At 52.4% G+C, this 13,092-nt stretch carries 10 protein-coding genes; 3 read left to right on the top strand and 7 right to left on the bottom strand.

What is annotated here, in order from left to right:
• Positions 1-50: 50 nt before the first annotated feature.
• Both ACM615_RS11045 and ACM615_RS11040 read right to left on the bottom strand, forming a co-directional pair.
• Entirely contained in the window at positions 51-1,334 is a 1,284-nt protein-coding gene (locus ACM615_RS11045; protein WP_129638751.1) for an oligosaccharide MFS transporter, read from the bottom strand.
• A gap of 27 nt (positions 1,335-1,361) precedes the next feature.
• Positions 1,362-3,200, bottom strand: coding sequence for a DUF2264 domain-containing protein (locus ACM615_RS11040; RefSeq protein ID WP_431011884.1), 1,839 nt, complete (start codon positions 3,198-3,200; stop codon positions 1,362-1,364).
• Between the two features lie 265 nt (positions 3,201-3,465).
• On the opposite strand from ACM615_RS11040, the gene ACM615_RS11035 reads away from it, so the two are divergent.
• Positions 3,466-4,317 carry an AraC family transcriptional regulator gene (locus ACM615_RS11035; protein WP_430320960.1) on the top strand — a complete coding sequence of 284 codons (852 nt, stop codon included), beginning with the start codon at positions 3,466-3,468 and terminating at the stop codon, positions 4,315-4,317.
• A gap of 5 nt (positions 4,318-4,322) precedes the next feature.
• On the opposite strand, the gene ACM615_RS11030 is transcribed toward ACM615_RS11035, so the two are convergent.
• Positions 4,323-5,711: a CoA transferase gene (locus tag ACM615_RS11030; RefSeq protein WP_431011883.1), complete on the bottom strand. Its 1,389-nt coding sequence runs from the start codon at positions 5,709-5,711 to the stop codon at positions 4,323-4,325.
• Positions 5,712-6,107: 396 nt separating this feature from the next.
• On the opposite strand from ACM615_RS11030, the gene ACM615_RS11025 reads away from it, so the two are divergent.
• A complete protein-coding gene (locus ACM615_RS11025) occupies positions 6,108-7,766 on the top strand; it encodes a glucan biosynthesis protein D (RefSeq protein ID WP_112289271.1) in 1,659 nt (552 codons plus the stop codon).
• 286 nt (positions 7,767-8,052) lie between these two features.
• Here ACM615_RS11025 and ACM615_RS11020 read toward each other — a convergent pair whose 3' ends face one another.
• On the bottom strand, positions 8,053-8,235 hold the full coding sequence (locus ACM615_RS11020; RefSeq protein WP_112289272.1) for a hypothetical protein: 183 nt from the start codon (positions 8,233-8,235) through the stop codon (positions 8,053-8,055).
• A 392-nt stretch (positions 8,236-8,627) separates the two neighbouring features.
• Here ACM615_RS11020 and ACM615_RS11015 point away from each other — a divergent pair, with 392 nt between their 5' ends.
• The gene (locus ACM615_RS11015) at positions 8,628-9,725 is read left to right on the top strand and encodes a glycerol dehydrogenase (RefSeq protein WP_129638755.1); all 1,098 of its coding nucleotides are present in this window, start codon (positions 8,628-8,630) and stop codon (positions 9,723-9,725) included.
• A gap of 38 nt (positions 9,726-9,763) precedes the next feature.
• Here the strand turns inward: ACM615_RS11015 and ACM615_RS11010 are convergent, their stop codons facing one another.
• The 3 genes from ACM615_RS11010 to ACM615_RS11000 form a co-directional block, all read right to left on the bottom strand.
• Positions 9,764-10,558 (bottom strand): YaeF family permuted papain-like enzyme, encoded by a 795-nt coding sequence (locus ACM615_RS11010; protein WP_129638756.1) that lies wholly within the window; start codon positions 10,556-10,558, stop codon positions 9,764-9,766.
• A 236-nt stretch (positions 10,559-10,794) separates the two neighbouring features.
• The gene (locus tag ACM615_RS11005) at positions 10,795-12,081 is read right to left on the bottom strand and encodes a DUF445 domain-containing protein (RefSeq protein WP_129638757.1); all 1,287 of its coding nucleotides are present in this window, start codon (positions 12,079-12,081) and stop codon (positions 10,795-10,797) included.
• Positions 12,081-13,025 carry a LysR substrate-binding domain-containing protein gene (locus ACM615_RS11000; protein ID WP_129638758.1) on the bottom strand — a complete coding sequence of 315 codons (945 nt, stop codon included), beginning with the start codon at positions 13,023-13,025 and terminating at the stop codon, positions 12,081-12,083. The genes ACM615_RS11005 and ACM615_RS11000 overlap by 1 nt, the downstream gene beginning before the upstream one ends.
• Positions 13,026-13,092 lie beyond the last annotated feature (67 nt).

Raw genomic sequence — 13,092 nt, 5'->3', positions numbered from 1 at the left:
CTTTTGCAGAGCAATAAGTGTCTTAGAGTCAATGGATGGATTTCAGTCGGTCATTTCAGCGGCGCGAGTTCGCCGTTGTTTTCGGCAGGTTCTGCCGGGGCTGGCGCGCCGGAACGCAGGCTGTGACAGGCAGATAGCGTGAAAGCAGAAATCAGCGTGAAGCACAGTGCAATGCCGCCCATCACCAGATACGTGTGTTCGAAACCAATGCGGTCATAGAAGTAACCGGCAGGCGGGGCGACCACGATTGAGCCAACATAAATCATTGCCTGATAACCCAGCAGATACATGGTGGCGTTGACGCGTTTGCTGAAATGCTCAGCGATATATTTGAATACCGATACCAGCAGCAGGGCGATTTCCAGCCCGTAGAACGGTTTGATAATCGAAATAAGCAGCGGATCGCTGGTCAGTCCGGAAGCGATCAGACGTATTCCCACTACTGCGCCCACCAGCAGCAGGCCTTTCTTGGCACCGAAATAGTTCACCAGGAAAGGGATCACCATCATCATCAGGAATTCCAGACCGGACTGCACGGTGCTCAGATATCCGTACCAGGCATTGCCTTGCTCTTTGGTGTCGAAGAAGGTGACGAAATAGCGTGAGAACTGCTGTTCAGCGACAAACATCATCCACGCCACGCCCGCGACATACATTGAGAACATCCAGAATTTGCGGTTTTTGAGCAGCAAAATAACGTCGCTGAACACGATTTTTTGCGCAGAAATCACGTCGTTATTTTTGAGTTCTTCATCACCAATTTTCAGCGACAGCAGAACCGCTAACATCACCAGCGACGTGGCGCTGCTCAGACTGAAGTTCCAGGCCGGAGAAAGATTAAACAGTAAGCCGGAAAACGAGGCCGCCAGCGCCCAGCCGAGCGAGCCCCACATACGCACCTGACCGAATTCCATGTGGTACAGGCGACTGAAGCGGTCGGCGTAAGATTCAGAAGCCGCCACACCGGCGTACCAGCCAAGGCTCAGATACAGCGCACCGGCGATAATCCCAAGCATCAGATGGCTTTCCAGCAGGGGCTGGTAAATGTAAATAAAGAACGGCGCCATCAGCGCGGAAACCAGCACGACAAAATAGAGCAGGGATTTGCTCATGCCGATTTTGTCCATGATGTAGCCATAAACCGGCTTCATGATCACCGCGAATACGCCGTTGATGGCAAACACCGTGCCGATACTGACGCTGTCCAGACCGGCCTTTTGGCCGAGCCACAGCGCATACAGCCCGAAGCTTGAAGACCAGGTGAAAAAATACAGGAATATAAAGCTGCTCATTTTATAGTAAGCCGTTTTACTGGCAGTTTTTATCGCTTTCATAGTGACTCCTGAAACGGACTCTGACGGTTAACCTAACGTTATCTGGCCGCTGTGGCCGGGAGACTGCCAGCGCAATTGCGCGCCCTCCAGACTGACTTCCGGCACGTCTTTGTTGCTGATATCACTGCTTGCCGACGCACATACGGCGGTGATCAGCCAGTGTGAACCTGCGGGAAGGCTGTTTTGCAGCACCGGAATGACTGCCGTTTCGGCAAACATAATGCTGCTGTTCGGCGGTGTGATCACCGTACCGGCTTCCCGCACAGCGTGACTTTCCAGGCTGACAATCCGGCTGATGCCGTTACGTGCTGTGACCGTTATCGCACGGCGATCGCCGGTGAATTCAGCTTGCGTGGAAGGTTCCTGAATGACCGCAAATCCGCCTTCGGCTGTATCAAGCGGACGCTGATTTTCGATGTGATGAACCCGCAGATGCCAGTCGCCGCAAGGAATAAGCCAGGTGCGGACGCAAACGTCATGCCACGGCAGCCAGCGGGAATAAATCATCGAGCCGGTGATGCGGGTTTCGGCACAGTCGCGACGTCCGCGAAAATATCCGTCGCCTTCAGAGAACATCAGCATCGAATCACAACCGGCGTGATTCAGCCCGTAACGGCCACGATCCAGTGTGAAACCGAACTGGCTGGAATAGGCGAATTTGGTGTACTTGGCTTCGGTATTTACAAAGTTATTCAGCTCAAGCTGCCCGGAGGTCAGCATCACCACATGCTCACCTTCGGCATCGCGGGTCAGGATCTGACTGGCATGAGGAATGCAGTGAGCGCGGGATAGTTCCGGCAGTGGTGCTTCGTCGGCCTGCCAGAACGCATCGTCCTGTGGCAGGGCCAGCACCAGAAACAGTTTGCACGCCCAGTAAGGGGAACCCGGCGCGTTATAGTCTTCGGCCATCACCAGATTTGGCGTGTGATAACCAATACTGAGCACGCCGTCACGGTCAAAAATAGGCTCTTTCAGCCAGTGCCGCAGATGACGCAAGATCACACCTTTGATGATGCCCGGCGTGAAAACGTCCAGTTTGCTGTACGCGGCGGCGCTCCAGAAAGCCGCTTCGGCGAAGCGATAGGTCAGGCTGCGGCCGAAAGGCACGGCCGCACCCTCTGCGGAGAACATGGTGATGAAATCCTGAGCGAAACGCTGCGCACGTTCACGAAGCATGGCGGCACGCGGCGCATCCACATCCGCCATATTTTGTGCGTAAAGCAGTCCGTAATAATGAAACGCCATTGAAATGTAGTAATCACGCGGACGGCCCGGACCATCGGAATACCAGCCATCGCCAAGATAATAACTTTCCATCAATTCAAAACGGGCGCCTGCGGCAGCCTGATCCCAGGGCAGACCGCTTTGCTTAAAGCCCATCTGCACCATGATCGGGAAGAAATTCCAGTTGTTATTGGGAATGGTCGCATCACGCCCCTGATCCAGCCACGCCGCCAGGTTCTGCTGTTCCTGCGGGGTGAAATGCTGCAAGAGTTGCTTATTAAGGAGCGTCAGCCCGACACCGAAGGCGGCCATTTCTACGCATCGCTGATCGAAATCGCGGATATTCCCCCAGTATTGAGGATGCTGCGGGTCGGTACCCAGGCGAATGGCATTCAGGTAAAAGGGCAGATCTGCGCATTCGCCGCCACCGGCCAGCAGCGGAAAAATCCCCCACAGCATGCGCGACAGCGCCTCCATTTTGGCGACCTCTTTACCGTAATGCGTGGTGGAGTTTCCCAAATCAATGCCGCTTTTACCTTCTTCTGTATACGGCGACACCGCCGAGAGAAGTTCATTAAGCAGTTGCTGCACATCGTCGCGGGTACGCAACGGGTTATCGATATTCACAATATTCAGGGTCATCAAAGTTCTCCCGGTGACTGAATGGGAACCAGAAAATAAAGGTTTATTAATTTGAAATATTATTTCAATTCTCTGCGTCGAGACTGAAATATAGAGAAGTGAGAAGTGCTGATTGTTAACTGCTTCACAGAATGACGTGATTTTTAAAGTTGTGGTTATTAAATGGCGGGTAAAAGGGCTTAAATTATAAAAAACAGACTGAAAATTGTGTTTTGTTGTCCTGAAGAAAAAAGACGCAAAAATACACTGCGAGGAAACGACCCGAATGCCGGCATCTGATTATCTCGAACGTATTGCCCTTAACGAACGTCAGGTTTCTTTTAACCGGATGAGCCGCGGCAGCGCTAATTATTTTCACTGGCATCAGTGCCTGGAATTACTTTTTGTCAGTCAGGGCTACGGCATTGTGATTGTCGATAATCAGCAATACACGCTACGACCGGGTCGGATGTTTGTCTTCCCGCCATTCAAACTGCATAAAGTTTTTGTGGAAGCGGACGAGAAGAACGCGTATCTGCGCACCACAATTCACCTCGATCATCAGTTGCTGGATGGCTGTCTGCAATCATTCCCGCAGCGCCGCAGGCGATTCGCCAGTCTTTGGGATGCCGACCGTGCCGCGCCGATTTTTGACCTGAGCGATCATGCCAGTCATATCGAAGTGATCCTCGAACAGTTTAATCAGTTGCCCGAACCGCAGGCGGATCAATGGGAAGAAATCACCATGCTTATCCTGCAACTGATGGTGTTTATGCCTGCGGAAGACGGGCAGCCGAAAACCATCAGCCGCACGACGGCTTCGAAAGTGATGCAATGGATCGAAGAAAATTACGTGCGGAAGTTTTCACTGGCAGACCTTGCGGCTGCGCTGGGTCTTTCAGAAAGCTATATATCACGGGTATTCGGGCAGGAAACGGGCGGCTCTATTCAGGATTATCTCGCCACGCGGCGGGTAAAACGCGCCTGTGAACTGCTGCGCTCAACCGACCGTTCGGTTGAAGAGATCGGGCTGCAATGCGGCTTTTCTGATGCGCCGTATTTCATCACCCGTTTCAAGAAAATGATCGGCAAAACGCCGCTGCAATATCGCAAGGCGGCGTTTTCATTATTACCGTGAAATCCTCACATTGACCGCCAGCCAGCGGGGGAAGAACCGAGCGGTGAAGCCGGTAAATCCCACTGCAGCGACGTGTTTTCCAGCCAGACCGGCGCAAGCAAACGCCGGGCATTGCCCCAGACGGTGATTTCCGCCTCCGTTGAGAAGTCGGCTTGTTCTGCGGATCCAATCAGCGATTCATCGCTGGCGGCGGATGCGCCATTTTCCATCAGTTCCCGGGCGGTACGTGCCAGCGACAGACGGAATTCGCTGCCCTGACCGGTCTCCACCCGTTGGGCTAAACCTTGCAAAACGGCTGCGGCCATCAGATAACCAGTGGTGTGATCAAGCGCCTGAACTGGCAGAGGCACCGGTTTATTGCTCCCCGACAGCTTCATTCCCTGTTCCGCAATGCCACAACTCATCTGCACAAGACTGTCGAAGCCTCGCCGCTCGCGCCACGGCCCGCTCCAGCCATAGGCGTTCAGACAGACATCCACCAGACCCGGCGCAATAGCACGACGCTGCTCGCTGCCATAGCCGAGTTTGTGCAGCGCACCGGCACGGTAGCCATGAACAATCACATCTGCGTCACGTAATAATTCTTCGAACCGGTGCCGGTCCTGCGGGTTATGCAAATTGAGCCGCGCACAATGTTTACCCAAAGTGACATCGGCTTCCTGACTGGTTTCATCCCAGCCGAAAGGATCGATACGCAACACATCGGCACCCAGTCCGGCCAGAAAACGTGTGGCGACCGGCCCGGCGATGATCCGCGTCAGATCCAGAACCTTAATGCCTGCCAGCGGTTTTTCACGCGATAATGCCCACTGCGGCAGCATGGCTGCCGGTGTTAAAGAGCGCTGAAACAACGGCTCATTGTGCAGGGATTTTCCCTGAATATGCTGCTGCCATTGGTCCGGGCTGAGCATCTGCGCGGCGCATCCTCCCGCCTGCACCACGGCCTGTTCCAGTTCAGCCTTTTTCCACATAATGACCCGCTGTGCCAGTGCTTCGCGGCTTTGTGCTTTTCCGAGCAGCGTTTCCACCACTTTGCGGTGCGCAGGCGCATTGGTATGCAAACGGATCCAGCCATCTGCTGTCGCGTAGTCACCCGCCAGACTGTCCCAGGCGGGTGGAATTTCCCAGCCTTCTGGCCTGATGCTGGTTTTACACCAAAGCGACGCCAGCCGCCGGTCGACGGTCACGGTTTCATGTCCGCCATGCCTGAGTGCCAGTAACCGTGACAGCGCCATTCCGGCTAATGCCACGGACGCGGTGATAAGCGGGGTGACCCGATAATAAGACGGCAGATTTCCGGCGCCATTTATATGAAGTGAACAGGGAAGTGAAATCTCACCGGTGAGCTGAGCGTACAGCGCCCGGACCTTCTTCTGGATAAGTTCATCTGACATGCGTTAACTCCGCTATGAGGAATTTTGCTTTACAAATTTATAACATTTATAAGAGGGTGTGGGAAATTAATGAGTGACACTGTCACAGGGTGAGTTGCAACTTTGCGGTAACAGAATGCTCCTAAAGTCCTCTGCGGTTATCTCCCTTAAACAGGGTATTCTTTACGGCTCAATCCCTTGTTTCCAAAAACCCTCTCAACCCGTGCCATACGGGGGATGAGTGCAGTCATAAGCGCTAACTTTTTCAAGCGAAATATTAGCTGAATGCATTCAATTTCTTGTACTCGGCTTGTGAATTTTACGTTAGCCTTAGGGTCGAAAATTCTGAATACGCGGGGACTGCGTTTTTGTGACGAAGCCCCAGATTTTTTGCCCAGTACAGGAAACGATTCTGGCATGGAACGAAGAGCATTTATTAAAGCATCTATGGCACTCGCCGCCTGGTGTGGTGTGCCGGCAATGTCCACACTGTTCACCCGTTCCGCAGAAGCGGCAGAGGCGAATGTGGCAGACGGCGGCGAATTGCCGTTTGATTTCAATGCGCTGAAAAAAATGGCGAAAGATTTGGCGGACAAGCCCTACGGTGGCGCGCCTCAACCCTTGCCTAAAACGCTGGCTGAACTGACGCCGCAGGCTTACAACGCCATTCAGTACGACCATGCGCATTCACTGTGGAATGGTCTGCCGGACCGCCAGCTGGATGTGGAATTATTCCACGTCGGTATGGGCTTTAAGCGCCGTGTGCGCATGTATTCCGTGGATCCGGTGAAACATATGGCGCGTGAGATTCATTTCCGCCCTGAACTGTTCAACTATCACGATGCAGGTGTGGATACAAAGCAGCTGGAAGGCTTCTCAAATCTCGGATTCGCCGGTTTTAAAGTCAATAAAGCGCCGGAACTGACGCGTCGCGACGTGGTGTCTTTCCTCGGCGCCAGTTATTTCCGTGCGGTGGATGATACCTACCAGTACGGCCTGTCAGCGCGCGGTGTGGCGGTGGATACCTTCACGGATCAGCCGGAGGAATTCCCGGATTTTACTGCATTCTGGTTTGATACCCCGAAACCCGGCGATACCACGTTCACCGTTTATGCGCTGCTGGACGGCATGAGCATCACGGGGGCCTATAAATTCGTGATCCACTGCGAACCGACCCGCGTGGTGATGGAAATCGAAAACCACCTGCATGCCCGCGAGGACATCAAACAGCTGGGTATTTCTCCGATGACCAGTATGTTCAGCTGTGGCACCAGTGAACGCGGGCGTTGCGATACGATCCATCCGCAAATTCACGACTCAGATCGTCTGGAAATGTGGACTGGCAACGGCGAATGGATTTGTCGTCCGCTGAATAACCCGCAGAGTTTGCAATTCAACGCATTCAGCGATAACAGCCCGAAAGGGTTTGGTTTGTTGCAGCTAGACCATGATTTCGACAATTATCAGGATGTCATTGGCTGGTATAACAAACGCCCGAGTTTGTGGGTCGAACCGGTCGGAGACTGGGGGAAGGGCGCGGTTAACCTGATGGAAATCCCGACGACCGGCGAAACGCTGGATAACGTGGTGTGCTTCTGGCAGCCGGAAAAACCGGTGAAATCTGGCGCTGAGTTCAGCTTCAGCTACAAACTGTACTGGAGTTCTGAGCCGCCGCACCGCAGCCCGCTGGCCAATGTGCTGGCGACCCGTACCGGTATGGGCGGTTTCCCGGAAGGCTGGGCACCAGGCGAAAACTATCCGCAGGTCTGGGCGCGCCGTTTTGCCATCGATTTCGTTGGCGGCGAGCTGAAAGCGTTTGCCGATAAAGGCATCGAGCCGGTCATCAACGTCTCTCACGGGAAAATCAAAAATATCGAGATTCTGTATGTGCAGCCGTTCGACGGTTATCGCATTCTGTTCGACTGGTATCCGGACAGCGATTCTGTCGCACCGGTTGAGCTGCGTATGTTCCTGCGTAACGGACAGACTGCCTTGTCAGAAACCTGGCTGTATCAGTATTTCCCGCCCGCGCCGGAAAAACGCAAGTACATTGACGATCGTAAAATGACGAAATAGTCCCCGTCATCCTTCAGGCCGCAGGTGCGTTGACTGCATTCGCTCACCCGAATCACTGACTTTAATCAGCTCATCGGGATTCGTTCGTTTGCCGCCTTCCTGCAGCTTGAATGATTTGGGGGAGCTGTGACTGATAAAAATACAAAAAGCCCCGATCATTCGGGGCTTTTGCTTTTCTACATTATTATTTTTTGCAGGTGAACCAGACACAGGATCTTGCAAAATGCTTTAACGGGTAAAGCAAGGGTAACGCACGGTACTCAACTGATGAAAGCCAGGATGGCAATCAAAACGCCTTCACCAGCATTCCGTTCTGCGGCTGTTGCTGAGGATTTCTCAGCGCAGCATCGAAAGATTTTTCGACTTCTTTCAACTGCTGTAAAAATTCATTTGGCGAAAAATCGTGTGGTTTGCTGCTCATATAGGCAAGCGCCAGTTCTTTGGCATTGTAGCGCTGAAAGTTATACATGCTGTTCCCTTATTAATGTTCAAAATATTAATGGAATGGCTAACAGCGAGCTGGCTAATGACCACTGCTTACGACGTGCTGCCAATGAAGTGAATAATACGTGACTGGCTGATAAGCGGAAGTCGCTTTTATTGATGTATTCAATAGATGAAAGCTAACAATCGACGGAATGAATTTTGTGAGGAAATCATGCCGGTTTATATAATCATTTTGGGGTATTACTTGATCGGAAAATTATTTGCCGCAATATCTTAAACATCCTCATTATTTGAAAATTTTCTTTGCGAGTCATGCTGTTAATGTGAATTAAAAGGGTTGGGCTTCCTGCCGCGCTGCGTTACCCTCGGGGTAGTTATTCACGTAAGCATTATCAACGAAAAGAGGTTTTTATCATGAGTAAATTTATCTTCTCTTCGCCAAGGAAATACGTTCAGGGCAGCGGTGTTCTGGATGAATTAGGGGATTATCTGCCTGCTCTGGGCGGAAAATCATTCCTGATAGCTGATGATGTCGTTTGGGGAATTATCGGTGATCGCGTTAACGCGTCACTGAAAAAAGCCGACGTTGAATTCCATTATGAACGCTTTAACGGAGAAGCCTCGGCCAACGAAATTACCCGTCTTGCCGCCATCGCCCGCGATGCGGGAACGAAGGTAGTGGTCGGCCTCGGCGGCGGTAAAACGCTGGATACCGTAAAAGCTATTGCCGATGAACTGAAGCAAAATGTGGTGATTGTGCCGACCGTGGCTTCCACTGATGCGCCGTGCAGCGCACTATCCGTTATCTATTCGGATGAAGGCGTTTTCGAATCTTATCGCTTCTACAACAAAAACCCGGACCTGGTACTGGTTGATACCCATGTCTGCGCACAGGCTCCGGTACGCCTGTTTGCTTCCGGTATTGCTGACGGTCTGGCGACGTTTGTTGAGGCGCAGGCTGTGCTGCGTTCACATTCTCATTCCATGGTGGGCGGCGACCCGACAATTGCCGGTATGGCGATAGCAGAAGCGTGCGAGAAAACGCTGCTGACTTACGGCTACAGCGCCTATACCGCGGTTGAGCAGAAACTGGTGACACCGGCGGTAGAAGCGGTCGTGGAAGCCAACACACTGCTTTCCGGTCTGGGCTTTGAAAATGCCGGTCTGGCGGGCGCACATGCCATCCACAACGGTTTTACCGCGATTTCAGGTGATATTCACCATCTGACCCATGGCGAAAAAGTGGCGTACGGTACGCTGACGCAAATGGTACTGGAACAGCGTCCTGACGAAGAGATCGCGAAATACGTTCGCTTCTACCGCGCCATCAAAATGCCAACCACGTTGAAAGAAATGCATCTGGAAAACGAATCGTTCGCCAATCTGGTGAAAGTCGGTGCGCTGGCAGGCGGCGAGGGCGATACGCTGGGTAACCTGAACCACACTCTTTCTGCCGAAGACGTAGCGAATGCTATTCTGGCGGTAGATGCATTCAGTAAATCTGTGAAGTAATGTGTTTTGCTCCCTCTGCAAAGGGGGAGCATTAACAGTCAACCAAACACCGCGTTATATAAATTCCACTTTTTCAGATGACCGACATATTGCAGTGGCTGAACGGGTGTGAAAGAAGAGACATCTCCCTCACGCATGTGCAGAAGATCAGCAGGAGATATCCAGAGCGCGTTTGAGGCTGTAACAGGACTGCCTGCAAAATTAAAGGCTTCGATAACAAACTGGGAACAGAAAAAAGTTGTCTGCGTTTCTGGAGCATCACCCATCTGGACGGTAGCCAAAGTGTTTATACAGGTGCTTCTTCCCTTTCCGAAAAACAGCGGTAAATCACAAACTCTTCGCGTCAATGTATAAGGCGCAATAATAATGATGCCCTTATAATTGTATTTCTTACCCTGATTATTCTGAGAGAAAATTCTTAATTTCGCGGCCTGTAAGTCTGTTAATTTTTGCTTGCGTAAACTCACCATGGAGTTGCTGTGAGTTAATGCGTCTTCTAAAGAAATTATTTGTACGCCATCTCCGACCGCTTCAGCCACTTCTCCGTTACCCAGATACACCGAGGCATGGCTGACGCCAGTCATGCTGAATAATCTGATGCCCAGTGATGTCACGCCTGTAGAGGAAGAAAGCAGAATATCTCCTGGTTGTAATTGCCCTGCAGTAATCGTAACCGCGTCTTTATCTTCCAGCGTAGAAATTCTTTGCAAATGTAAGGTTGTTTTACTGACAGAGGGCTGAAGTTCTGCCTGCTGAGATATATTGGGCTGAGAACTGCATCCTGATAACAAAATAATAGCGGGCAAAAGAGTTACCCTGATCAAATAAATCATGTTTCCGCATCCTTGCTGGTAATAAAAATCCGAATAAAAGCGTTTTTGTTATATTTAAGTCGGGTGATTCTATTCTTTTGGGATTAATCAGGCAATAAAGTAGTTCGATAAAATAATGGCGGGCGCATATTTTAGCTTTTTGATTTGTCTTTAATACTCCCTCCCAGCCTCCACGGTCTAAACCGGAGGGGTGGGCTGGGGTATTAAGAGCTAACACACGACTTAAGCAGGCTCGGTTAAATCCGCGCCATCACCCACGGGATTGCCACTGGCAGTTGCGAAAGCAGATACAGCGCAAGACCGATAAAGGCGCCGACCAGCGTGCCGTTGATGCGGATAAACTGCAAATCCTTGCCGATGTTCAGCTCAATTTGCCGTGACATATCACGCGGATCCCAGCCTTTTACCGTGTCACTGATATGACGCGTCAGGAATTCGGCAAATTCCGGTGCGACTTTCTCCGCAATAGTTTCCATCTGCTGATTCAGCGAGAGGCGCAGCTTTTCATCTTGTGCCAGCGCATTGCCCAGCCATTGCCCGGATTCGGTGACTTTGGCGAACACCCGCGAATCCTCACTTTCTAAATCGTCTTTCAGCCAGTTACGCATATCGCCCCACAGCTGCAACACGTACGCGTTAAGCTTCTCGTCATCTTTCAGGTATTGCTTGATGTCTTCGGCCTTCTGCGCGGTCGCGGGGTCATTTTGCAGCTTCCAGATAAAGTTCTGCACCGAGCGGTCAAACCCTTTACGGAAGGCGTGGGTTTTATCATTGCCCATATCGTCGAGCACTGAATTCACTGCATTGGACACTAAGTCCGCGCCGTTGCGTCCCAGCCAGCCGGTCGGCAGCAGTTTGGCGGTCAGCGGATGTTCCCGTTTCATCCAGCCGACAATCTGCGCGGAAATAAACTGCCGCGTGCTGTCTTTTGCCAGCAAGATTTCCAGCTGATCCATCGCCTGATCAAGCAGCTCCTGATGGCGTCCGTTTTTAGTCAGGCTTTCCAGCAGGGTGGCCATTGAGGCTGACAGGTCGATTTTGTCGATCACCCGATACAGCGCGCGGCGCATAAGCTGGGCGATACGCTGATCGTCGGTGACATCCAGAAATCCGCGGATCATCTTCACGGCATATTTCGCAAACCGCTGCGCGTTATCCGGCGCATTCAGCCAGTCGGTCAGCATCCGTGCGGGGTCATGCTGACGGATAAGCGTGATAAGGGTCGCGGGGGCGAGGAATTTCTCCTGCACGAAGACCGCCAGATTATCGGCAATTTTGTCTTTGTTTTTAGGGATGATCGCCGTATGTGAGGCGACGAACGGCACCGGCACACGGCGAAACAGTGCCACGACCGCAAACCAGTCAGCCATTGCGCCGACCATCGCGGCCTCGGAAATGGCTTTCAGCCCGGAAACCCAGAAGTTGGGTGGCAGGAAAAGGGTGATGACAAACAGGGCGGCGGCAATCAGCAGCAGCCCCAGCGCGTTACGTTTACTTCGGCGAAGTTCTTGTTCTTTATCCATTACCTCAGTTTAGGAAGCGTGCGGCGGCCTGTCAGCTTTTTTCTTGCGATAGCGCCATTTGCGGTGCTGTGCGCCGTCACCAGTTGCCGGAAAGCAGCCAGCGCCGGGGTTTCGCCGTCCTGCCGCCAGGCCATGTAAATTTCAGCAAAGGCATCGGGGTGGCTGAGCGGGCGGAACTCAATATCTGGAAAGCCCAGCTGGCGGGCGCTTTCCGGCACAATCGCCAGCCCGAGACCGGCGCGTACCAGCCCGAGAATGGTGTGGGTCTGGCTGCAATGTTGCACGTAATGTGGCACGACGTTGGCCTGGGCAAACAGCCCGGCCACACAGTCGTAAAAGTATTTGCCTTCAGTGGCGGAATACATAATGAACGGCTGACCAGCAAAGTCGCGCAGACGGATACGCGGTTTCGCCGCCAGAACGGAGGCAGCGGGAAGCGCCACGCATAACGGCTCGCGCAGCACACACTGATAGGCGAGGGGAAATAGCGCCACCGGCTGGCGCACAAAGCCGATATCCAGCGTACGCGCCGCCAGCGCCTGAAGCTGCGCGGAAGACACCATCTCTTTGAGCACCAGCGTAATTTCCGGCAGTTCCTGCGCCGCCAGCGCAATAATCTGCGGAATTTGCCAGTAGCCGCTGACGGCAGTGAACCCCAGCATCAGCCTCCCGATTTCCCCTTTCTCGACGCGTTTTACAGTTTCCTGCGCCTGTCCGGTGAACTCGAGGATCAGTTTTGCATCGCGCAAAAACGTCTTTCCCGAGGCCGTCAGACTGACGTGCCGGTTGGTTCTTTCCAGCAAACACGCGCCAAGCGCATGTTCGAGTAACTGGATCTGACGGCTCAGCGGAGGCTGCGTCATAAACAATCTTTTCGCCGCGCGTCCGAAATGTAATTCCTCCGCGACCGCCACAAAACAGCGCAACTGGTTTAATTCAATCATTCAATTTTTGACTTGTTCCATTGTCTTTTTAACTTAGACCGTATCGTTAAATGTTTCTACTCTGTTA

It is taken from the genome of Rahnella sp. PAMC25617, assembly GCF_050606005.1.
In the GTDB taxonomy this organism is placed as follows: domain Bacteria; phylum Pseudomonadota; class Gammaproteobacteria; order Enterobacterales; family Enterobacteriaceae; genus Rahnella; species Rahnella variigena.
The sequence above is the reverse complement of the archived record's forward strand: the minus strand, read 5'-3'. Positions and strand labels throughout refer to the sequence as shown.

What these genes read in the sequence shown, in the direction of transcription:
- ACM615_RS11045 (WP_129638751.1), bottom strand. Translation starts at nt 1,334, where the DNA reads ATGAAAGCGATAAAAACTGCCAGTAAAACGGCTTACTATAAAATGAGC.
- ACM615_RS11040 (WP_431011884.1), bottom strand. Translation starts at nt 3,200, where the DNA reads ATGACCCTGAATATTGTGAATATCGATAACCCGTTGCGTACCCGCGAC.
- ACM615_RS11035 (WP_430320960.1), top strand. Translation starts at nt 3,466, where the DNA reads ATGCCGGCATCTGATTATCTCGAACGTATTGCCCTTAACGAACGTCAG.
- ACM615_RS11030 (WP_431011883.1), bottom strand. Translation starts at nt 5,711, where the DNA reads ATGTCAGATGAACTTATCCAGAAGAAGGTCCGGGCGCTGTACGCTCAG.
- ACM615_RS11025 (WP_112289271.1), top strand. Translation starts at nt 6,108, where the DNA reads ATGGAACGAAGAGCATTTATTAAAGCATCTATGGCACTCGCCGCCTGG.
- ACM615_RS11020 (WP_112289272.1), bottom strand. Translation starts at nt 8,235, where the DNA reads ATGTATAACTTTCAGCGCTACAATGCCAAAGAACTGGCGCTTGCCTAT.
- ACM615_RS11015 (WP_129638755.1), top strand. Translation starts at nt 8,628, where the DNA reads ATGAGTAAATTTATCTTCTCTTCGCCAAGGAAATACGTTCAGGGCAGC.
- ACM615_RS11010 (WP_129638756.1), bottom strand. Translation starts at nt 10,558, where the DNA reads ATGATTTATTTGATCAGGGTAACTCTTTTGCCCGCTATTATTTTGTTA.
- ACM615_RS11005 (WP_129638757.1), bottom strand. Translation starts at nt 12,081, where the DNA reads ATGGATAAAGAACAAGAACTTCGCCGAAGTAAACGTAACGCGCTGGGG.
- ACM615_RS11000 (WP_129638758.1), bottom strand. Translation starts at nt 13,025, where the DNA reads ATGATTGAATTAAACCAGTTGCGCTGTTTTGTGGCGGTCGCGGAGGAA.